This window comes from Actinomycetospora endophytica (genome assembly GCF_021026375.1).
Taxonomy (GTDB): domain Bacteria; phylum Actinomycetota; class Actinomycetes; order Mycobacteriales; family Pseudonocardiaceae; genus Actinomycetospora; species Actinomycetospora endophytica.
The window spans coordinates 476517-496128 of sequence record NZ_JAJNDB010000001.1 but is presented as its reverse complement, the minus strand read 5'-3'; the positions used below and the strand labels follow the sequence as shown (position 1 = coordinate 496128).

Genomic DNA, 19612 nt, shown 5'->3' with positions numbered 1-19612 from the left:
GGGGTGAGCGGCTCGCCACGCGCCGCTCTGTTTCGCCATTCTGTTTTCGACTCCCTCGCCCCAGGTCGTGGGAAGCGTGCCCTTGCGACTTCGCAGCGCTCCCGTCCTGGCCGGGTCCACCAGGTCGGTGTGGTCGTGCACACGGGCTCCGCCATCGCCATGAGCTGCGTCGCCCCGGCCTGGACGGCGCCCGGATTCCCCGGCATCGGCACGCCGACCACCCCCTGTCGATCTCGACCCCACGAGTTCCGCGAAACCGCCCCCGCCGTGCCGGGGCCGTCCTTACGTTAAGGACGTCGATCGGCCGGTAGGGGCGGTTCGGGAGAAATCGGAGGACGTCGGATGGCGGACGGGTTCGAGGCCAGTACGGGCGCCATGGAGGGCGGGGCGTCGGCCCTCGCGGCGGCCGGGGGACGGCTCGGTGGGCTGGGCGGACAGGCGTCGGGAGCCGCGTCGTCCGCGGCCGGCGGGGTGAACGGCGGCGCGCTGGCGGGTGCTCTCGGCGCGCTCGGTGCGGAGCTCGCGCAGCGGGCCCAGGCGTTGGCCGAGGCGGTGCAGACCACCTCGGCGGCCGTCACGACGGTGGCCGGCAACTACCAGTCCAGCGACGCCGCGGCGAGCAGACGGATCGAGAGCACCGTGCCCGGCGCCTAGGACACACCGCGTAGGCCCAGGACCTGCCGTCAGAGCCGCGCCCCCGCATCGGCCGCCGCCAGGTAGACGCCGAGCACGCCGGCCAGCAACGGGAGCACCGCGACGGCGGCCGCCGTCTCCAGCCACCCGAGCAGGCGCTGGGTGCGGGGCCGGTGCCACCAGGCGACCACCCGGTCGTCCCCCGAGGAGCCCGCCCGCAGCGCCCCACCCAGCGCGACCAGCACGCCGACCGCCACGACGATGGCAGCCACCACCAGACCCCGCGCGGCCGGCCCGCCGATCAGGGCCTCCGCCCACCCGACCGCGGCGAGCCCCACCGTCCCCGCCCCGACCAGGGCGGCCGACTCCACCACGAACATCGACCGTCTCGCCCGCAGCAGCGCCGCGAGCGACACCGCGACGACGAAGCCGAGGACCATGACCCCGCCGGACCCGTCCACCCCCGCGCCCCCGACCGCCGATGCGGCGAGCAGCACCATCCCGACGGCGGCCGCGGTCGCCCCGGCGAGCGCGCCGACGTCCAGCGTCCGGCGGGTGGCCTCGGCGTGGGCGACGAGGTCGGCGGCGTCCTGGCGCGGGTCGGTCCACGTCCGGCTGCGCGTCACGAACCACGGCAGCGCCAGCGAGACGGCCAGCCACAGCGTGAGCACCACCGCGACCGCCCGCGCCGGGATCAGCAGCCCACCGGCCACGAGCGCGGCGGGCAGCGCGACCGCGACGCCGGCCGTCCCCGCCCCCGCCCACCAGGGCCCCCGCTCGCCGACCACCAGCCACGCGAGCCCGGCCCCGACGGCGAGCGCCGCGCCGCCCAGGGTCAGCACGACGGCGAGGTCCGCGCGGCCGAGCAGCCCGGTCGCGACGCCGGCCGCGACCCACGCCGGCAGGGAGGACAGCCCCGCCCCGAGCGCCGGCAGGTCACCCGGGGCGCGACCCGGTGGCAGGTCATCGGCCCGCGATGCCACGGCCGCCAAGTCCTCGCCGGCCGGGAGCGCGAGCCCGCCCGGGCGGGACCGGCGCTGCAGCGCGGCGAGGCCGAGCAGCGTCCCGGCGAGCACGACCGCCACCAGCGGACCGGCGGGGAGCGCGAGCGAGAGCGCGGCGGCGAGCGTGGCGAGCGCGACGAGCAGCGTCGTCACCAGCACCCCCGCCCGGTGCGGGGTCCACCGCGGCACCCGCGACGACCCGTCGGCGAGCGCGACGAGGCCGTCGTCCACTGCCTGGGCGGGACGCGGCATCGGCCACGGGCCGAGGTGCAGCACGTCGCCGTCGCGCACGCCGGCGGCCTGCAGCGAGATGCCGGGCGGGAGCGGGCCGGCGCCGGTGCGGTGCAGGTACCAGGGCCGCCCGTCCGCGCCGCGCACCAGCGGGGCACCGGGCAGCAGCCGCCCGGCCAGCTCCTCGACGACCTCGGCGACCGTCGCGGTCGCCGGGAGCGCCGCGTCGACGGTGCCCTCCGGCCCCCGGACGCGCACCGTGCACCATCCGCCGTCGGACCCCGGCGCGAGCTCCCGACCCGACGGGCCGGGCTCCGCCGCACTGCGCGGGCCGACGTCGAGCGCCGCGGCGGCGCGGAACCCGGCGGAGGGGTGACGGATGGCCATGAACGACATCCTGATCCACCGACCGCCGCGGAGTGGGCCGATTCGACCGACTCCCTCCCCGGTCCGTCTGGCCGATCCGCCCGCCTCGAGAGGGGGAGGCCCGCCCACCCCGTGGACCTACGCGCTGTTCCCGCTGCTCGGCAGCGCCGGGATGCTCGGGTTCGCCCTGGTGAACCGCAACCCCGTCTACTTCCTGGCGGGCGGGGTCTTCGTCCTCGGCGCGCTCGGGATGGGCGTGATGATGATCCTGGCGACCCGCGGCCGGTCGAAGGAGCAGGGCACCGACGCCCGGCTGCGCTACCTGGCCCACCTCGCCGAGGTCCGCACGGCGCTGCGCGCGGCCGCCGACGACCAGCGGCGGATGGCCGAGGAGACCCACCCCGACCCGCCGGTGCTCGCCGGCGTCCCGGACCGCGCCGGGAAGCTGTGGGAGCGCCGTCCCGAGGACCCGGACTTCCTCCGGCTGCGCCTCGGCCGCGGACGCGTGCCCGGGATCGCCGCCCCGGAGCTGCCCGACGCCGACCCCACCTCGCCCCGGGATCCCGGCACCGAGGCGGCCGCGCGCCGACTCGTCGAACGCCTCGGCCCGGTGCCCGACGTGCCGGTCGCGGTGCCGGTGCGCAGCGGCGTCGCGGTCGTCGGCGACCCGGCGCGCGGCCGGGAGCTCGCGCGGGCGATGCTCGCGCAGCTGGTCACGCTGCACGCCCCCGACGACGTCCGGGTCGCCGTGTGCTGCCCCGACCCCGCCGCCCGGGCCGCCTGGGACTGGGTGAAGTGGCTCCCGCACGCCCGCCACCCCTCGGGGGGCGGGCCGGACGGGACCGGGCTGATGGTCGCCGAGGACGCCGCGGGCCTGCTGCGGCTGCTGTCCGCCGAGCTGGACCGCCGCCGGCAACGGCAGCGGACCGTCGAGCACCACCGGGCGGAGCGGGGGCCGGCACTCGTCGTCGTGGTCGACGGGGCACTCGCCGCGCCGGACCCGCTGGCGGAGCTGCCCGAGCTCGGCGTCGCCCTGCTGCACGTCCTCGACGACCCCACCCGGCGTCCCGCGGGGGTGGACGTGACCGTGCACGTCGACCAGGCCCGCGCCGCCGTCGAGGTCCGCCGCGGCCGCGACGGTGCGGCACCCGACGACCTCGTCGGGCTCGCGGCCACCGACCGCCTGGTCCCGGACGCCCTCGGGGTCGCCGAGGTCGAGACCCTCGCCCGCCGTCTCGCCCCGTGCCGGTTGTCGCGACGGGCGGGGCAGGTCGCGCTGTCCGAGGTCAGCGGGCTGCCCGACCTGCTCGGCGTGGACGACGTGGCCGTGCTCGACCCCCGCCGGACCTGGGCGCGGCGCGCCGAGCCGGACCTGCTGCGGGTGCCGCTCGGGGTCGACGCGGACGGCGTTCCGGTGGAGCTGGACCTCAAGGAGTCCGCGCTCTCAGGGATGGGCCCGCACGGGCTCGTCGTCGGCGCGACCGGGTCGGGGAAGTCCGAGCTCCTGCGCACCCTGGTCACCGGGCTCGCCGCGACCCACCCGCCGGACGACCTCGCCTTCGTCCTCGTCGACTACAAGGGCGGCGCGACGTTCGCGGGGATGGCCGACCTGCCGCACGTCGCCGGGTCGATCACGGACCTGGAGGACGACCCGGAGACCGTCGAGCGGTTCGCCGACGCCCTGCGCAGCGAACTGCGGCGCCGGGAACAGCTGCTCCGCGACGCCGGGAACCTCACCGGGATCCGCGAACACCGCCGGCTGCGGCTGGCAGGCGGCGAGGAACGCGACCGTCCCCGCGCGATGCCGCACCTGCTGGTCGTCGTCGACGAGTTCTCCGAGCTGCTGACCGCCCAGCCCGACTTCATCGACCTGTTCGTGCAGATCGGGCGGGTCGGGCGCTCGCTCGGGGTGCACCTGCTGCTCGCCACGCAACGCTTGGAGGAGGGACGCCTGCGCGGACTCGACTCGCACCTGTCCTACCGGCTCGCGCTGCGCACGTTCTCCGCCGCGGAGAGCCGCACCGTCATCGGCAACACCGACGCGTTCGAGCTGCCGCCGGTGCCGGGCTCGGCGTACCTGAAGGTCGACACCAGCGTCTACCGCCGCCTGCGGGTCGCGACGGTGTCCGCGCCGTACACCGAGCCCGTCCGCGGTCGGGTCACGCACCCGCGCTCACGGCCGTTCCGCGCGTTCGACGGGCGCGGCGAGCTCGCCGACGAGCTGCCCGCGCTCGGCCCCGCACTCTCCGACCCCGAACAGCGCTCCACCCTCGACGTCGTCGTCGCCCGCCTCCGCGCGGTCGCCCCGCCGGTGCACCAGGTGTGGCTCGCCCCGCTCCCGCCGGCGTTGCCGCTGACCGCGGTGCTCGCCCGGCCCTCGGTCGTGCCCGGTCAGGGTCTGCTCACGGCGCGTCCCGGGACCCTCGCGCTGCCGCTCGGCGTCGTCGACCGGCCCGACCGCCAGGCGCAGGAGCCGCTGGTCGTCGACCTCTCCGGCACGGGCGGGCACCTCGGCCTCGTCGGAGCGCCGCGCACCGGCAAGAGCACCGCCCTGCGCGCACTGGTGACGGCCGCGGCGCTCACCCACACCCCGGACGAGCTCACGGTGTACGCCATCGACCTCGGGGGCGGGGCGCTGGCGTCGCTGGAGGCGTGGCCGCACGTCGGGGGACTCGCCGGCCGGCACCGGCCGGACACGGTCCGGCGGCTGGTCGCCCAGCTCGAGGGGCTCGTCGCGCAGCGGGAACGTGCGACGACGGCTCCGGCCGGGGCGCCGTCGACCGCGATCAGCACGATCGCCGACGACGGCGGGTACGGCCGGGACGTCCTGCTGGTCGTCGACGACTGGGGCGCCCTGCGCGGGGAGTTCGAGGACCTCGAGCCCCGGCTCACCGCACTCGCGGCGCGCGGCCTCGGGCACGGCGTGCACCTGGTGATCAGCGCCGCCCGCTGGTGGGACCTGCGGCCGGCGCTGCGCGACGCGCTCGGCACCCGCATCGAGCTGCGTCTCGGGGACTCCGCGGACTCACTGATCGACCGCCGCGCCGCCCGCAGCGTGCCGACGACACCGGGCCGGGCGCTCGTGGGAGCCGGGTTCAAGGCCCAGATCGCGCTGCCCGTGATCACCGACGAGGACGGGCGCACCGAGGACTCGACCACCACCGCGGCACGGGCGACGGCGGCCTGGGGCACGGCCGGAGCGCCCCCGATCCGGATGCTGCCGGCGCTGGTCCCGGCCGCGGGCCTGCTCCCCGTTCCCGACGGCGGGGGCGGTCCGGCCGAGACCGGACGGGGCGTGCCGATCGGGGTCCGCGAGCAGGACCTCGCGCCGCTCGAGCTCGACCTTCTGGCCGGGCGGGACCCGCACCTGCTGGTGTTCGGCGAAGCCGGGTCCGGGCGGACGGCGACGCTGCGGACGGTGGTCACGGCGCTGTGCGCGGCCTACCCGCCGGAGCAGCTGCGGGTCGTCGTCGTGGACTACCGGCGCACGCTGCTCGACGCGGTGCCCGCCGAGCACCTGTCGACCTACCTCGGGTCGGCCCCGGCCGCCGAGCGGACACTCGCCCTCGCCGCGGAGAAGATGACCGAGCGCCTGCCCGGGCCCGAGGTGACGCCCGCGCAGCTCCGGGCGCGGAGCTGGTGGGACGGGCCGCACATGCTCGTGGTGGTCGACGACCACGACCTCGTCGCCACCGGAAGCAGTGATCCCCTGAGCCCGCTGCTCGACCTGCTCGCCCAGGGGCGGGACATCGGGCTGCACGTGGTGCTCGCACGGTCGGCGTCGGGAGCGGGGTCGGGGCTGATGCAACCGGTGCTGCGGCGGCTCCGGGAGCTCGGCGGGCCGGGGCTGCTGCTCTCCGGCCCGCGCGACGAGGGCGCCCTGCTGCACGGGGTCCGCGGGAAGAACCTGCCGGCGGGACGCGCGCAGTACGTCACCCGTCGCACCGAGCCGGAGCTCGTGCAGATCGCGTGGGTGCCGGAGGCCGACGGGTGATCCCCACCCGCCGGCCCCGGCGGGGCTCAGGCCTGGAACGACTGCATCGCCGCCCGCTCGGTGGCGTTGTACTCCTCGTTCGACCCCGCGGTGGCCCGCTGCAGCTGACCGAGCGCGGTCTGCAGGTCGCTCCACCCCGAGTCCCACTGCTGCTGGGCCGCGGCGTACGACTCACGCGCCGCGCCGTCCCACGTGGAGAGCATCGGCGCGATGTCCGAGCGCAGTTGCTGCATGCGCTGGCCCATCTGCTGCACCCCGCCGTTGAGGTCCGCGACGGCGGTGTCGAGCGCCCCGAAGGAGACCTTGATCCGATCGGCCATGGTGGCTGTCCTCTCCTCTAGAACCCGGGAACCGTGACGTCGTCCATGCCCGCGCCCGACTGCGTGAGCCGCTGACCCGCCGCGGCATCGCTGGTCTGGTAGCCGTCGCGCGCCCGGGCGACGAGCGAGCTGATGGTGTCGAGCGCCTGGTTGAGCTTCTGGTTCGCGGCCTCGTAGCGCGCGTGGGCACCGGTGAAGGCGGTGTTCCCGTCGCCCATCCACTGCCCCTCGAGCGCACCGAGCTTGCCGCGCAGCTGCGTCAGCTCGGACCGGATGTCGGCCACGTTGGACGCCATCCGCGACTGCGACTGGGCCATGGTGTCGGTCGAGACGTCGTACTGCCCCGCCATGAGATCTCCTCCCCCGGGGGAACTGGGTCGGCCTCACGGTGACAAAGCCCGACGTCGCGTGGGTGCGGTTCGGGAAAACTGCTCGTCCGGGGACTCAGCCCGGGACAGCGAGCCGCGGTCCGGCGCCGAGCAGGGCGAACCACGGCCGCCCGATCGGCAGCACCCGGCCGCGGTCGTACCCCAGCGCGCGCAGGGCCTCGTCGTCGGCGACCGGGAAGCCGAGCCCGCCGTCGACCAGCACCATCGGATCGTCACGGTCCCCCGACGGCGGGCGCTCGTGGTCGAACTCCGGCGGCGCCAGCAGCGCGCCCCCGCCCGGCGGCACGTGCCAGGTCACCCGCAACGGGCGCGCGCCGCCGCCGAGCACGCGCTCGGGGGCGGGCCTCGTCGTCGTGTCCACCGCGGCGGACAGGACGAGCAGGCGCGGGCTCTCGCCGCCGCCGACGACGCACGCCACCGCGGCCGACTCCCGCGCGGGCACGGCGGGCGGCTCGCTCGGGACGTCCGGCACCCCGATCGGCGGCCCGGCGGGCAGCGCGAGGACCTCCTCCGGGTCGACCGTGCGGGCCGGGGTCGGGAACAGGCGCGCGCTCGTGCCGTCGGCGATCTGCCGTGCTCTCCCGCGGTCGAGTACGTAGCGGGAGCCGGCGGAGGTCTCGACGACGGGTCCGGGTGCGGGGGTGGGCGCCAGGTCGCCGCCGCGGGGCAGGAGTGCGAGCCACGCGGCGGGGACGTCGCGGACCTGGGCGGGCGCGTACCCGAGCGCGGGCAGCGCCGCGGGCTCGACGTGGTGGGCCCGCCCTCCGGTGAGCAGCACGATCTCGGTGCCGCCCGCGGGCCGGGCGAGGAACCCGGTCTCGGGGCGGGCGTCTCCGGCCGGCGTCCCGGTGAACACGGCGACCTGGCCGGCGGCGGACGCGCACGCGGCGAGGGGTGGAGGTCGGGCGGGCAGGGCGGGCGGGATCTCGGGCGCGCCGGCGTCGGGCAGCGCGGTCCCGACCGGCACCCCGAGCACCTGCCCGTGCGGCACCAGCACCGGGTCGCGGCGGGCGCCGGCGAGCAGGGCCGCGGTCAGCGTCGGCGCCGGGCGCAGCAGCCCACCCGTGGCGAGGTAGCGGGCGCCGGTCTCGCGATCGACGACGAGGGTGCCGTCGTCGCGCCAGCCGTCCGGCGCCCGGCCGGTGAGGAACGCCGAGCCGGCCGAGACGGCAGCGGCGAGCACCACGACGACGAGCCCGACGAGCAGGCCCGCGTTCGGCCGGCGGGGGACGTCCTCGATCGCCAGGGCGTCACCGCGCACGAGGGCGGCGACGCCCCGCCGGCGCGCGAAGTCCTCGGACTCGATGAGCTCCCGCCTGCTCGCCACGAGCCCGGATGCTGCCCGGCGCCCGGCCGCCGCGGTGGCGGTTCCGGAGAACTGGTGCCCGGCCGGCCGCTGACGAGGAGGACCCCAAGCACGCCGGCGCGGCCGGCTGACGAGAGGCACACCAGGCACTCGGGTGTGCCCCGGGACCCGCCGGATGTGCTCCTCGTCGAGCCGACCTCTGGCCGATGTGAGGATGAACCCTTCCTGACGTCACGTGTCAGCAACGGACCATCGCTGACAACACCCGCTACGTCGCCCGCGCCACCACCCGCCGGTACGTCGGCTCCACCAGCCGCGCGCACACCGGCCCCAGCACCGCCATGATCAGCACGTACGTCGTCGCCAGCGGAGCGAGCCCGGGCGCGACCGCCCCCGAGGTCAGCGCCAGCCCCGCGATGACGATCGAGAACTCGCCGCGCGCCACCAGCGCCGCCCCGGCCCGCAACCGGCCCAGCGTCCCCACCCCGATCTGGGACGCGGCGAACGCACCCGCCCCGATCTTCGTCGCCGTCGACACCAGCGCGAGCACGATCGCCGCGGGCAGCACGCCCGGGATGAGCGCGGGATCGGTGTTGAGCCCGAAGACCACGAAGAACACCGCCGCGAACAGGTCTCGCAACGGCGACAGCACCCGGGTGGCGTTCTCCGCGGTGTCCTCCGAGATCGCGATACCGAGCAGGAACGCGCCCACCCCGGCCGAGACCTGCAGTTCCGAGGCCACACCTGCGACCAGCAGCGCCACCCCGAACACGCGGAGCAGGAACACCTCCGACGACGGCGACTCGACGATCGCCGACACGAACCGCCCGTAGCGCAGCGCGATCACCAGCACGACGACGAGCAGCGCCAGCGCGATCCCGACGGTGCGGGCCCCGGCGGCGAACGAGAGCCCGGCCAGCGCCGCCGTCGTCACCGGCAGGTAGACGGCCATGGCGAGGTCCTCCATGACCAGCACCGACAGCACCGCGGGCGTCTCCCGGTTACCGAGGCGGCCCAGCTCCTCGAGCAGCTTCGCCGCGATGCCCGACGACGACACCCATGTCACCCCGGCCATCGCGAGCGCCCCGAGCGGGCCCCAGCCGAGGATCAGCGCGGCGATCGCCCCCGGTGCCGCGTTGAGGACCATGTCGACGATCCCGCCGAGCCACGAGCGGCGCAGCCCGGTGACCAGGTCGCTCGCCGAGTACTCCAGCCCGAGCAGGAGCAGCAGCAGGACGACGCCGACCTCGCTGGCGAGCTCGGTGAACCCCTCGATCCCCTCCAGCGGCAGCAGCCCGCCCTGGCCGAACGCGAGCCCGCCGAGCAGGTAGAGCGGGACCGGCGAGACGCCGATCCGTCCGGCGAGCCGTCCGAGGACGCCGAGGCCGAACAGCAGCGCCCCGAGCTCGATGAGGGCGGCGGCGGTGGAATGCAGGCCTTCAGCCCTCCTCGAGAATCTGGGCCGCCGCCTTGAGGCCGTCGCCGGTGCCGACGATGACGACGAGGTCACCGGAGGCGAAGACGAAGTCGGGCCGCGGCGAGGGCGAGACGACGGAGTCCCGGACGACCGCGACGATCGAGGTGGCCGTCCGGGTGCGCATCTCGGTCTCGCCGAGGGACCGGCCGACGTAGGGCGAGCCCGCCGTGATCGGGAACTGCGCGGTGCTGATGCCCTCGACCTCGCGCTGCTGGTCCTGCAGCTTGGCGACGAGGTTCGGCGCGCCGAGCAGCGTCCCGAGGGCGTTGCACTCCGGTTCGGTGAGCCCGAACGAGATCCCGGTGGCATCGGGGTCGGCCGCGGACGACAGCATCAGCTCGCGGTGCCCGTCGCGGTGGGTGAGCACCCCCAGCCGGCGACCGTCCGCCGTCGTGAACTCCTGCTTGGTGCCGATCCCGGGCAGGCGGGTGACTTCGACGTCCATCGATCGATGATCGTAACGAACCGGGCGAGAGTCCCCGTTTCGGGCGTCCCTCCCGCTCGAAACCGTCGAGGTGACACCGCCACACCTTCTGGTGACGCAGCGTCAGAACGGACAGGGCGCCCGGTCCCGTCGTCGGGGGGCGTGATGGTCACGTTCCTCGACGACCAGGAGGTCGAGGAAGTCATGACGCGTAACCGCAAGCGGCTCGCCGTTCTCGGCGGGGTCCTGCTCGTCCTGGCCGGCGCGGGGGTCGCCTTCGCCGCCTACCTGTCGAGCGGTTCCGGAACCGGCACGACCACGTCCAGCGTCGCGGTGAGCTCGACGATCAGCTCGAACTCCTCGGGCGCGCAGCTCTACCCCGGTTCCACCAGCACGTACACGGTGACGATCAACAACCCGAACACGTACCCGGTGAAGGTGGTGAACATCGGCGCGAGCGCCTCCCAGGCCACCGCCGGTGGCTGCCCCGCGGCCACGGTGACCAGCCCCGCCGTCGCGAACCCGACCGGGACGATCGCCCCGAACGCCTCCAGCAACTACCCCCTGACGGCGACGATGGTGACCGACCCCGACAACACCTGCCAGGGCCAGTCGTTCACGATGCCGCTGACCGCCCAGCTGGCCTCCGCGGCCGGGTGAAGGTCGAGTCCCTCCTGCAGCGGGAGGGGCGCGGGCCGGTCGAGCGGACCGGCCCGATCCCGCTGCCGGGTCGGCGCCCGCGGCACTCCGCGGGTCGGCGCGTCCCGCTCACGGTCACCGCGCCTGCCCCCGGCGTCGACCTGGACGAGGCCACCGCGCCGTTCGCCGTCACCGCCGGTCCGTCACCCACCGGGGAGCCCGCGCTGCCGCGCACCCGGGACCCGCGCCCGACGCCGCCGGTCGGCATCCCCTCGCCCACGCTGTCCCGCGGCCGACCGGCGCGGCCCGGGGCGCCCCGCCGCGCTCCCGAGGTGCCCGCCGTCGTCGCGTCGTCCGGCCCGGCCCCCGTCGCGGGTCGCCCCCGGTGGTGGCCGCTGCGTCGTCGAACCCGTCCCGCGGCGGTGACCGGCCATCCCGGCGGGGCGTCCGGGACCGGTCGGCACGGGCGGGCCTCGCGCGCGACGGTGCTCATCGCGCTGGCCGCGCTCGCGGCCGCGCTCGGTGCGGCGGGCATCGCGGTCGCGGCCTGGCTGAGCTCCGGAACCGGCAGGCCGGGCGTCTCCGCGGGTACCGCTCTCGCGCCGACGGCGACGGCGGTGGCCGGCAGCGCGGTCACCACGGGTCTGCTCACGCCCGGCACCAGCGGCACCGCGATCGTCACCGTCACCAACCCGAACCCCTACTCGGTGAAGGTGCTGACGATCTCCCCGAACGGCGCGGCCACGGCGAGCGGCGGCGCCGGGACCTGCGCGACGACGGGCGTGTCGTTCACCGCCCAGCAGCCCGGTGTGACGCTCGCCGCGAAGGCGTCCACGACGCTCACCCTCGCGGGCGCGGTCGCGATGTCGACCGCCTCGGAGACCGGGTGCCAGGGGGCGACGTTCACCGTGCCGGTCACGGTCGGCGTCGCGAGCACGCCGTGAGGGGCCGGCTGCCGCTCGTCGCCCTGATCGCCACGGTGGCGCTGCTCGCCGGGGGCGGGGTGGCGTTGGCGGCGTGGTCGAGCAGCGGGCCGGGGAGCGTGACCGCCCGGGCCGGCAGCCTGGGCACGCCCACCGCGTCCGCGACGGCCTGGGTGTGCACCGGGCTCCTCGGCACCTCGACCTCGAAGTTCACGAACGGCGGCGCCGTCGAGGCCCTGCCCCGGGCCGCGGCGCTGCCGCAGGCGACCACGTCGACCGCCACCCCGCTCGCGTCGTCGTCGACCACCACCAGCCCGGCCGCGCCGACGACGTCGAGCAGTTCCCCGGTGACGACGGCGACCACTCCCGCCCCGACGACCGCGACGGCGGCGGCCCCGATGACGAGCACCACCATCGCCACCCCGACGAGCACGACGACGGGCGGGGCCACCGGGGTCGGGTCGCTCGCGTCGACGCTGAGCTGGACCGCCGTGACGAGCGCGACGTCCTACCAGTTCCAGGCCTCGACGACGACGGACTTCGCGGCCCCGGTGACGTCCGGGACGACGTCCGTCCTCTCGAACAACGTGACCGTGCGCGCCCTCGTGAAGACGAGCGTCTACCTGCGGGTCCGGGCCGCCGCGGGCGCCTGGACCGGGGCGTGGAGCCCGGTCCTGACCACGTCGGCGGGCCCCTGCCTGCTCTGAGCGCCGCGCAGGACCCGGCGACCGGACCCATACTGGCGGCCGTGGTGATCGGTCCGGAACTGGTCGTGCTGCTCGGCCCGGACGGCGCCGCGGTCGGCACCGCGCCGAAGGCCGAGGTCCACCACGCTCGGACCCCGCTGCACCTGGCGTTCTCCTGCTACCTCGTCGACGACGACGGGCGCCTGCTCCTGACACGCCGGGCCGCGACGAAGCGGACGTTCCCCGGCGTCTGGACGAACAGTTTCTGCGGCCACCCCGGTCCGGGGGAGGCCCTCGACGACGCGGTCCGTCGCCGCGGGCGCCAGGAGCTGGGGGTCGACGTCGGGATGCCCCGGCTCGTGCTGCCCGCGTTCCGCTACCGCGCCGAGCAGGACGGCGTGGTCGAGCACGAGATATGCCCGGTGTTCGTCGCCCCGGTCTCCGGCACCCCGACGCCCGACCCGGCCGAGGTCGACGACGTGCGCCGCGTGACCTGGGCCGATCTCGTGGCGGCGGCGCGCGGAGGTGGCCGGCCGGAGCTCTCGCCGTGGTGCGTGGCGCAGGTCGCCGAGCTCGTGGCGCTCGGTGACGGCCCGGCGGCCTGGCCGGCCGCGGACCCGGCGATGCTTCCGCTGGCCGCGCACCTCGCCGCGGCGGCGTGAGCTCGGCCGACTGCTCAGGCGGTCGCTCAGCCGCTCAGCCGGCCGCGACCGGGTGCCGGGGCTGGTAGAGCCCCAGCGACCCGTCCCCCGGCAGCCGGATGGTGGTGAGCAGGCCCCAGCCCTGGTCGGTGATGCCGCCCTCGAACACCACGCCACGCGAGGTCAGGTCGGCGACGGTGGCCTCGACGTCGTCGCACATCAGGTACAGCTCGTGCTGCGGCGCGCCGTCGGTCGGGTGCACGGCGACCTCGCCGGGCGGCAGCCCGATGATGGTCCAGCCGCCGCCGGCGTCGACCGCGCGGCCGTCGGGCAGCAGTTCGCGCAGCAGCGCCCGGTCGGCGGCGGCGTCCGCGCTGTAGATGATCGTGTGCGCGCCGGTGATCATGGAGCCTCCGGATCGTCGATCTTGGTGAGGAAGAGCCAGGCGTTCGCGATCCCGCCGACCACGCCGATCACCGTCGAGGGCACCAGGAGGTAGAGGCCCCACTCGTGGCCGGTGATGAGCAGGACGCCCGCCGCCGCCGTGAGTGCGAGGGTCAGGACGTTCGGGCTGACGTGGTCGAGGGTGCGTGCGAGGTGCGGGGAATCCTGCTCCCGCTTCGCCCGGCGGTCGAGGGTGAGCAGGCCGGCACCGGCGATGGCGACGACGACCACGAGCTCGATCCCGAGAGCCGCCGGCGTCTGGTCCGGGACCGCCAGGACGATCGAGACCACGAGCGTCACGGCGAACAGCACGAGCGTCTGGGCCCCGCGCGAGCGCAGGCTGATCGAGCGCCCGATCCGCTCGACGTTGATCGAGATCGCGACGAAGAGCAGCCCGGTGAGCGCCGCGCTGGCCCCGCCGACGACGACCGCGAAGTCCGTCCACTCTCCCACCGGCGTCCCCTCCTCGACGCGGGAACGATAGTCAGAGATCGACCAGGATGATGCCGATCGCGACGACGGCGGCCGCGATCACGCGTCCCCGCCCGAACCGCTCCCCGAGGAACACCGTCCCGATGATCGCGCCGATGACGATGCTGGTCTCCCGCAGCGCGGCGACCGCGGCGGTCGCCCCGCTCGTCTGCGCGACCAGCACGAGCCCGTAGGCCGCGAGCGACACCACGCCGCCGGCGAGCCCCGCGAGCAGGACCGGGAGGGTCTGGGTCCGCAGCCGCCGGCCCCGTCGGACGATCGCGATCACCGGCAGGACCGGTCCCTGGACCAGGAACATCCAGGTCGCGTAGACGAGCACCGGGGTGGTGCTCACCGCGGTCGCGTCGACGACGGTGTATCCGGCGATGGCGAGCCCCGTGGCCCCTGCGGCGGCGAGGGCCGGCAGCGTGGCACGGGACGGTCGCCCGCCGTCGAGGGCCAGGCTGAACAGCCCGAGCGAGATCACCACCACCCCGATCAGCTGGAGCACCGGCAGGTGGTGCCCCAGCACGACCTCGATCACCGCCACCACCCACGGCGCCGTCCCCCGGGCCACCGGGTAGACCTGGCTGAACTCGCCGAGCTGGTAGCTCGCCCACAGCAGCAGCGTGTAGATCACGTGCAGCAGCGCCGAGCCCAGCACGAACGGCCACGCCGCCGCGGGTGGGAGTCCCACGAACGCCGCGGTGATGCCGCCGACCACGGTGTACGCGACCCCGATCAGCGCGAAGCCGACGAGGCGGTCCGGGATGCCGTGCGCGACCGCGTTCCAGGTGGCGTGCAGCACCGCTGCGATCAGGGTGATGGCGACGACGCCGGACGAGAGGTTCGCCGTCGCGGGGGAGAGGGCAACGAGACTGCTGGCCACCGGGGAGGCTCCTTGGCGATCGGTCCCATCGCGGAGATGGGCACGTCGGACTGGAGCCCTCGGGGCTTCTATCCCGTCAGGTGTGCGGCCGGCCCCGGTCCTGGCCGGGACGGCCGTGGCGCCGCTCGGTCCAGACCCTGGCCACCCTGGTTGTGGGCTGGGAGGCGGGCGGCAGGCGGAACCCTAGGCGCAACCACGTGCTGGTCCTGGACCGTACGCGCGAGCGGGTGCCTTCGCAGGCCAGCCGGTAACGGACCGTTCGCCGGGCTCGATCAGTCGGTGTCGCCGGAGATCCGGTGGTGGTGACCTCGGGGGTTCGTGTGGGTGCGCTGATCTCGCTCTGCTTCATGATGTTCCGTCTGATGTTCGTGATGATGCGGATGACGGTCGTCGCGATGATCTGGATGGTGCAGGTCTCGGTCCTGCTCATCGCCTCGCTCGCCGGTGGCGGTCCGCGGCGCCGGCTGCCGCGGCTGCGTCTCTGACCTGCCCGCCGTGACGACGGCGGCTCCGTCGTCGCGGGCGGGCTTCAGGCCTCGTACGGACGCGGGCTTCCCGGGTAGGTCCCGAACTGCCAGTGGTTGCCGTCCGGGTCGAGCAGCGTGCAGTCGTGCGAGCCGTAGTCGGTGTCGTAGGGCTCGGCGATCACCGTGGCGCCGGCTGCGGCAGCCCGGGCGAAGATCTCGTCGGTGTGCGCGGCGTCGCGGGTGACCACGTAGGCGCCGAACGACCCGGCGCGGATGCTCCAGCGGTCGTCGTTCGTCTCGCGCTCCTGGCCCATCATCAGCCCGCCGCCGAGCGGCCAGGCCAGCTCGGCGTGCATGATCGTCCCGGCGTCGTCGGTGTAGGCCACGGTCTCGGTGAACCCGAACGCCGCGACGTAGAAGTCGATCAGCGCTCGGGCGTCGCGGGCCCGCAGGGTCGGCCAGATCTGCGCCGGGGGCGTCGAGGTGGTCGCGGTGGAGGTCGTCGTCTCGGTCATGCCGATGAGAATGGCGCGCGCCCGGGCCGGGGGTCTTGGACGAATCCGATCCCCGGCCGGTCGGTGATCAGGGAGTCAGTGCACGGGTGAACGGAGATCCGATCGACCCGTAGCGACTCCCTCGTCGTCGGGGATGACGACCCCACCCGCCGAGCCGCTCACCAGACCGCCGTGGACCTCCTCGTCGACCCACTGCGTCGCCGTGCAGCCGGCGAGCGACCGGAACTCGCGGGCGAGGTGGGCCTGGTCCGCGTACCCGTGCGTGACGGCGACGTCGGCCAGCGCGAGCACCCCCTCGCCGGCCCGACGAGCCACGTCGCGCCGGGCCCGGTCGAAGCGGGCCAGCCGCGCCGCCAGCTTCGGGCCGACGCCGAACTCCGCGCGGAACCGGCGGCTCAGATGGTCGCCGCTCCAGCCCAGCTCGCGGGCGAGATCACCGACCCCGCCCGGGTCCGGTGCGGTCAGGGCCCGCCACGCGTGCCGGACCTCGTCGGACGCCGAGGGTGCCGCGTCGTGCCGACCGAGCAGGCGCAGCAGGACGTCGTCCAGCGCGGCGAAGCGGGCGTCCCACCCGTCGTCCTCGGCGTCCGCGACCCGGCGTGCGAGCTCCTGCCCCAGCCGGCCCAGGACGTCGTCCGCCTCGACCGTGATGGCGGCGAGCGCCGCCGCCGGGACACCGAACAGCGTCCGCGCCGCGAGCGGGTGCACGCTCAGGTAGATCCCGGACTGGCGGCCGTCGTGGACGATGCGCTCCGGCACGTCGTGCAGCCCGCCGACGCAGGCCGCGAACCGGCCACGGACGCCGTCGGGACGTTCCAGCTCGAGCTGCGGGCCGAACGTGACGACGGCCGTCAGGTATGGCGAGGGCAGTCCGCGGTGGCGGCCGGGAACCACGTCGCGCAGGTCGTAGCCGTGATACGAGACCAGGCCGCGCAGGGCCGGGGCGGGCGCACGCGAGGCCGACGCGACGACCTCCCCCGCCCGGGTCATGCGGTCAGTGTCGGCGATGTCCCGTCCGGTCCGCCAGGTGCCGCGGGCGTCCGCCGCCCGGACGGTGTGCTGCGCACCACTCGCGTGCCAGGATCGGGGCATGATCTTCATCGCGGTCAAGTGGACCGTCAAGCCGGAGTACGCCGACCGCTTCCCCGAGCTCACGAAGGAGTTCACGGCGGGCACCCGCTCCGAGCCCGGCAACATCTTCTTCGAGTGGAACAAGTCCCTCGACGAGGAGAACACCTACACCCTCGTCGAGGCCTTCCAGGACGGCGCCGCCGAGGCGCACGTGACCTCGGACCACTTCAAGAAGTTCGTCGCCGAGGCCCCGGACTACGTGGACACCACGCCGCGGATCATCAGCGTCCAGGGCGTCGACGGTGACGGCTGGGGCGAGATGGGCGAGGTGAAGCCCCGCTGAGCGAGGTCACCGCGGTCCCCGAGGTCTGCGAGCTCGGGCTCGTCGGCCTGGCGGCCGCGATCGCCGCGCGCGAGGTGTCGTGCGTGGAGGTGGCGCGCGTCCACCTGGAGCACGCCGACGCGGTGAACCCGCAGGTCAACGGCCTCGTCGCGCGCCGTGACCCGGTGGCCGTGCTCGCCGAGGCGGCCGAGCGCGACGTCGAGCTGGGTCGCGGCGAGCGGCGCGGGGTGCTGCACGGCGTCCCGCAGGCGATCAAGGACGTGACGGAGGCGGCGGGTCAGTCGTTCACGGCGGGCTCGCCGATCTTCGCCTCCCGGGTGGGGGTCGTCGACGCGCCGCACGTGGCGCGGATGCGGGCGGCGGGAGCGCTGTTCGTGGCGCGGACGAACACCCCGGAGCTGGCGTTCGGGTCGCAGACCTACAACCCGGTCTGGGGCACCACCCGCAATCCCTACGACCTCACGCGCACCGTCGGCGGCTCCTCGGGCGGCGCGGCGGCGGCGCTCGCGACCCGGATGCTCCCGGCCGCCGACGGCAGCGACTACATGGGGTCGCTGCGCAACCCCGCGGCCTGGGCGAACGTGTACGGCCTGCGGCCCTCGCGGGGGCGGGTGCCGGGCGGGCCGGGCTTCGTCGCGCAACTCGGCGAAGCCGGGCCGATGGCCCGCACCGTGACCGATCTCGCCGCGCTGTTCGGGGTGATGACGGCAGGTGGGGCGGTCGGGCCGCTCGACCGCGCCGACCCGCCGGACCTCACCGACCTGCGCCCGGCCGACCCGGCGGGCCTGCGGGTCGGCTGGCTGGGCGATCTCGACGGCCGGTTGGCGACCGAGCCCGGGCTGCTCGAGCTCGCCCGCGGACCCGTCGAGGTGCTGGCCGGGCTCGGTGCGGTCGTCGAGGACGTCGTCCCGTCCTTCGACCTCGACGGGCTGTGGGAGGCGTTCCTGCGCTGGCGGTGGTGGAACGCGGTCGAGATGGCGCCGCTGCTCGACGACCCCGCCCTGGCCGCGCAGTTGAAGCCCGAACTGCGCTGGGAGATCGAGCACGGGACGGCGCTGTCCGCGTGGGAGATCGCGCAGGCGGCCACCGTGCGGGCGGAGTGGTACGCGGCGGTCGTCGAGCTCTTCGAGCGGTTCGACGTGCTGATCGCCCCGGCCACCCAGGTGCACCCGTTCGCGGCGGAGATCCACTGGCCGGCCGAGATCGACGGCCGGCCGATGGACACCTACCACCGCTGGATGGAGACGGTCATGCCGTGGTCGATGGCCGGCGTCCCTGCGCTCGGGATGCCGGCCGGGTTCACCGCCGACGGGCTGCCGGTCGGTGTGCAGCTCATCGCGCCGCCGGGTGGGGATCGGCGCGTCCTCGAGGTGGCGCTCACCCACGAGGCCGCGACCGATCACGCCGCCCGGCGCCCGCCGTTGCTCGCCTGAGCGCCGGGCCGGCATGTCAGGAAGGGTTCATCCTGACGTCTGATGTCAGGATCCAATTGAGCACGCCGACAGGGGACCATCGCTGACGCCGGCGAGGTCCCTCCCGGCTCAGTCCGCCCGCAGGGTGAACCCGGTCGGTCGGCCCGCCCGGGCCTCGCTGATGCGCCCGCGCTCGGTGCCGTCGACGACCGCGAAGGAGCGGACGTGCTTCGCGCGCGGCAGCAGGTCGAGCACCACGCGGTCGACCGGGAGCGGGCCGTCGTGCCCGGCCGCGCCGGACGTCGTCAGCGACGCGCCCTCGAACCCGGCGAGCGACTCGGTGTCGCGCACGTAGGTCAGTGATCGGGCACCGAAGGCGTCCGCGAGCAGCAGCGCGCCGGCGTCGGTGCGGTGGACCGGGAGCCGGCCGCCGCCGGTCGGGAACTCGTGGACGCCGTAGGGCGGGTAGCCGGTCGACACCGCGGCCGGCGCGGCGGCCAGGTGCACCGGCAGCTGGCGCGCGACGCTGCCGTGCGGCAGGTAGGAGACCCCGTCGGCGGCCAGCAGCGCCGCGACGAGATGGCCGTTCTGCTCGGCCTCGGTCGCGGCGAGCCCGGCGAGCGCCCCCGCGGGCAGTCCCAGGTCGAGGCCGACGCCGAGCACGTGGCGCGCCCGGACGCCCGCGCCGGTGAGGATCAGCAGTCGGGTGCCGCCCTCGGCCGGCGGGGGCCCGGTGAAGGTCGATCGCAGCTCCTCGACGACGCCGAGCAGCACGTCGCCGCCGCGGTCGACGATCGTCGAGCCGCCGAGCACGACGACGTCGAGCCACGGCAGCAGGCGCCGCGGGGGCCGCTCGCGGCCGGGCTCGGCGGCGGCGAGGCGTTCCTGGTCGAGCAGGGTCTGGCGCATCAGCGCCGAGGGCACGTCCTTGGTATCGGGAGCCGTCACGACGGCCACCTCCTTTTCT

At 75.6% G+C, this 19612-nt stretch carries 21 protein-coding genes; 9 read left to right on the top strand and 12 right to left on the bottom strand.

Annotated features, from left to right (window positions below):
* Positions 1–342: 342 nt before the first annotated feature.
* The gene (locus tag LQ327_RS02465) at positions 343–654 is read left to right on the top strand and encodes a hypothetical protein (protein ID WP_230729942.1); all 312 of its coding nucleotides are present in this window, start codon (positions 343–345) and stop codon (positions 652–654) included.
* A 29-nt stretch (positions 655–683) separates the two neighbouring features.
* Here LQ327_RS02465 and LQ327_RS02460 read toward each other — a convergent pair whose 3' ends face one another.
* Positions 684–2255, bottom strand: coding sequence for an EsaB/YukD family protein (locus LQ327_RS02460; protein ID WP_230729941.1), 1572 nt, complete (start codon positions 2253–2255; stop codon positions 684–686).
* On the opposite strand from LQ327_RS02460, the gene eccCa reads away from it, so the two are divergent.
* Positions 2254–6228 (top strand): type VII secretion protein EccCa, encoded by a 3975-nt coding sequence (eccCa, locus tag LQ327_RS02455; RefSeq protein ID WP_230729940.1) that lies wholly within the window; start codon positions 2254–2256, stop codon positions 6226–6228. The two genes, LQ327_RS02460 and eccCa, sit on opposite strands and share 2 nt — an antisense overlap.
* Positions 6229–6254: 26 nt before the next feature.
* On the opposite strand, the gene LQ327_RS02450 is transcribed toward eccCa, so the two are convergent.
* The 5 genes from LQ327_RS02450 to LQ327_RS02430 all read right to left on the bottom strand — a co-directional run bounded on the left by LQ327_RS02450 (position 6255) and on the right by LQ327_RS02430 (position 10165).
* The gene (locus LQ327_RS02450; RefSeq protein WP_230729939.1) at positions 6255–6548 is read right to left on the bottom strand and encodes a WXG100 family type VII secretion target; all 294 of its coding nucleotides are present in this window, start codon (positions 6546–6548) and stop codon (positions 6255–6257) included.
* 17 nt (positions 6549–6565) lie between these two features.
* On the bottom strand, positions 6566–6898 hold the full coding sequence (locus LQ327_RS02445) for a WXG100 family type VII secretion target (protein ID WP_230729938.1): 333 nt from the start codon (positions 6896–6898) through the stop codon (positions 6566–6568).
* A gap of 94 nt (positions 6899–6992) precedes the next feature.
* Entirely contained in the window at positions 6993–8264 is a 1272-nt protein-coding gene (locus tag LQ327_RS34500; RefSeq protein WP_230729937.1) for a type VII secretion protein EccB, read from the bottom strand.
* Positions 8265–8511: 247 nt separating this feature from the next.
* A complete protein-coding gene (locus LQ327_RS02435; RefSeq protein WP_230732921.1) occupies positions 8512–9678 on the bottom strand; it encodes a cation:proton antiporter in 1167 nt (388 codons plus the stop codon).
* 4 nt (positions 9679–9682) lie between these two features.
* Positions 9683–10165 carry a cation:proton antiporter regulatory subunit gene (locus LQ327_RS02430; protein ID WP_230729936.1) on the bottom strand — a complete coding sequence of 161 codons (483 nt, stop codon included), beginning with the start codon at positions 10163–10165 and terminating at the stop codon, positions 9683–9685.
* Positions 10166–10309: 144 nt separating this feature from the next.
* Here LQ327_RS02430 and LQ327_RS02425 point away from each other — a divergent pair, with 144 nt between their 5' ends.
* The 4 genes from LQ327_RS02425 to idi are packed head-to-tail and all read left to right on the top strand — an operon-like array spanning position 10310 to position 13054.
* The gene (locus tag LQ327_RS02425; protein WP_230732919.1) at positions 10310–10804 is read left to right on the top strand and encodes a hypothetical protein; all 495 of its coding nucleotides are present in this window, start codon (positions 10310–10312) and stop codon (positions 10802–10804) included.
* Positions 10801–11727, top strand: a complete 927-nt coding sequence (locus LQ327_RS02420) for a hypothetical protein (protein ID WP_230729935.1) — start codon at positions 10801–10803, stop codon at positions 11725–11727. The genes LQ327_RS02425 and LQ327_RS02420 overlap by 4 nt, the downstream gene beginning before the upstream one ends.
* Entirely contained in the window at positions 11724–12413 is a 690-nt protein-coding gene (locus LQ327_RS02415; RefSeq protein WP_230729934.1) for a hypothetical protein, read from the top strand. Before LQ327_RS02420 ends, LQ327_RS02415 begins: the two co-directional genes overlap by 4 nt.
* Before the next feature lie 41 nt (positions 12414–12454).
* Positions 12455–13054, top strand: a complete 600-nt coding sequence (gene idi / locus LQ327_RS02410) for an isopentenyl-diphosphate Delta-isomerase (RefSeq protein WP_230729933.1) — start codon at positions 12455–12457, stop codon at positions 13052–13054.
* A 34-nt stretch (positions 13055–13088) separates the two neighbouring features.
* Here idi and LQ327_RS02405 read toward each other — a convergent pair whose 3' ends face one another.
* From LQ327_RS02405 to LQ327_RS02395, 3 genes are read right to left on the bottom strand one after another with little or no spacing between them, the layout of a single operon-like run.
* Positions 13089–13439, bottom strand: coding sequence for a VOC family protein (locus LQ327_RS02405; RefSeq protein WP_230729932.1), 351 nt, complete (start codon positions 13437–13439; stop codon positions 13089–13091).
* On the bottom strand, positions 13436–13930 hold the full coding sequence (locus LQ327_RS02400; RefSeq protein ID WP_230729931.1) for a hypothetical protein: 495 nt from the start codon (positions 13928–13930) through the stop codon (positions 13436–13438). The genes LQ327_RS02405 and LQ327_RS02400 overlap by 4 nt, the downstream gene beginning before the upstream one ends.
* 31 nt (positions 13931–13961) lie before the next feature.
* Entirely contained in the window at positions 13962–14837 is an 876-nt protein-coding gene (locus tag LQ327_RS02395; protein WP_230729930.1) for an EamA family transporter, read from the bottom strand.
* Between the two features lie 347 nt (positions 14838–15184).
* On the opposite strand from LQ327_RS02395, the gene LQ327_RS02390 reads away from it, so the two are divergent.
* Positions 15185–15322: a hypothetical protein gene (locus tag LQ327_RS02390; RefSeq protein ID WP_230729929.1), complete on the top strand. Its 138-nt coding sequence runs from the start codon at positions 15185–15187 to the stop codon at positions 15320–15322.
* A gap of 44 nt (positions 15323–15366) precedes the next feature.
* Here LQ327_RS02390 and LQ327_RS02385 read toward each other — a convergent pair whose 3' ends face one another.
* Complete coding sequence (locus LQ327_RS02385) at positions 15367–15819, bottom strand: VOC family protein (RefSeq protein WP_230729928.1); 453 nt, start codon at positions 15817–15819, stop codon at positions 15367–15369.
* 75 nt (positions 15820–15894) lie between these two features.
* Entirely contained in the window at positions 15895–16809 is a 915-nt protein-coding gene (locus tag LQ327_RS02380) for a helix-turn-helix transcriptional regulator (RefSeq protein ID WP_230729927.1), read from the bottom strand.
* Positions 16810–16909: 100 nt separating this feature from the next.
* Here LQ327_RS02380 and LQ327_RS02375 point away from each other — a divergent pair, with 100 nt between their 5' ends.
* Positions 16910–17233, top strand: a complete 324-nt coding sequence (locus tag LQ327_RS02375) for a putative quinol monooxygenase (RefSeq protein WP_230729926.1) — start codon at positions 16910–16912, stop codon at positions 17231–17233.
* Positions 17200–18666: an amidase gene (locus LQ327_RS02370; protein ID WP_308286285.1), complete on the top strand. Its 1467-nt coding sequence runs from the start codon at positions 17200–17202 to the stop codon at positions 18664–18666. The genes LQ327_RS02375 and LQ327_RS02370 overlap by 34 nt, the downstream gene beginning before the upstream one ends.
* A gap of 108 nt (positions 18667–18774) precedes the next feature.
* Here LQ327_RS02370 and LQ327_RS02365 read toward each other — a convergent pair whose 3' ends face one another.
* Positions 18775–19593, bottom strand: a complete 819-nt coding sequence (locus tag LQ327_RS02365) for an amino acid kinase family protein (RefSeq protein WP_230729925.1) — start codon at positions 19591–19593, stop codon at positions 18775–18777.
* Between the last annotated feature and the right edge of the window lie 19 nt (positions 19594–19612).

Coding starts and splice junctions, on each gene's coding strand:
- LQ327_RS02405 (WP_230729932.1), bottom strand. CDS start 13,439: ATGATCACCGGCGCGCACACGATCATCTACAGCGCGGACGCCGCCGCC.
- LQ327_RS02450 (WP_230729939.1), bottom strand. CDS start 6,548: ATGGCCGATCGGATCAAGGTCTCCTTCGGGGCGCTCGACACCGCCGTC.
- eccCa (WP_230729940.1), top strand. CDS start 2,254: ATGAACGACATCCTGATCCACCGACCGCCGCGGAGTGGGCCGATTCGA.
- LQ327_RS02445 (WP_230729938.1), bottom strand. CDS start 6,898: ATGGCGGGGCAGTACGACGTCTCGACCGACACCATGGCCCAGTCGCAG.
- LQ327_RS02375 (WP_230729926.1), top strand. CDS start 16,910: ATGATCTTCATCGCGGTCAAGTGGACCGTCAAGCCGGAGTACGCCGAC.
- LQ327_RS02425 (WP_230732919.1), top strand. CDS start 10,310: ATGGTCACGTTCCTCGACGACCAGGAGGTCGAGGAAGTCATGACGCGT.
- LQ327_RS02460 (WP_230729941.1), bottom strand. CDS start 2,255: ATGGCCATCCGTCACCCCTCCGCCGGGTTCCGCGCCGCCGCGGCGCTC.
- LQ327_RS02430 (WP_230729936.1), bottom strand. CDS start 10,165: ATGGACGTCGAAGTCACCCGCCTGCCCGGGATCGGCACCAAGCAGGAG.
- LQ327_RS02380 (WP_230729927.1), bottom strand. CDS start 16,809: ATGACCCGGGCGGGGGAGGTCGTCGCGTCGGCCTCGCGTGCGCCCGCC.
- LQ327_RS02385 (WP_230729928.1), bottom strand. CDS start 15,819: ATGACCGAGACGACGACCTCCACCGCGACCACCTCGACGCCCCCGGCG.
- LQ327_RS02390 (WP_230729929.1), top strand. CDS start 15,185: ATGATGTTCCGTCTGATGTTCGTGATGATGCGGATGACGGTCGTCGCG.
- LQ327_RS02465 (WP_230729942.1), top strand. CDS start 343: ATGGCGGACGGGTTCGAGGCCAGTACGGGCGCCATGGAGGGCGGGGCG.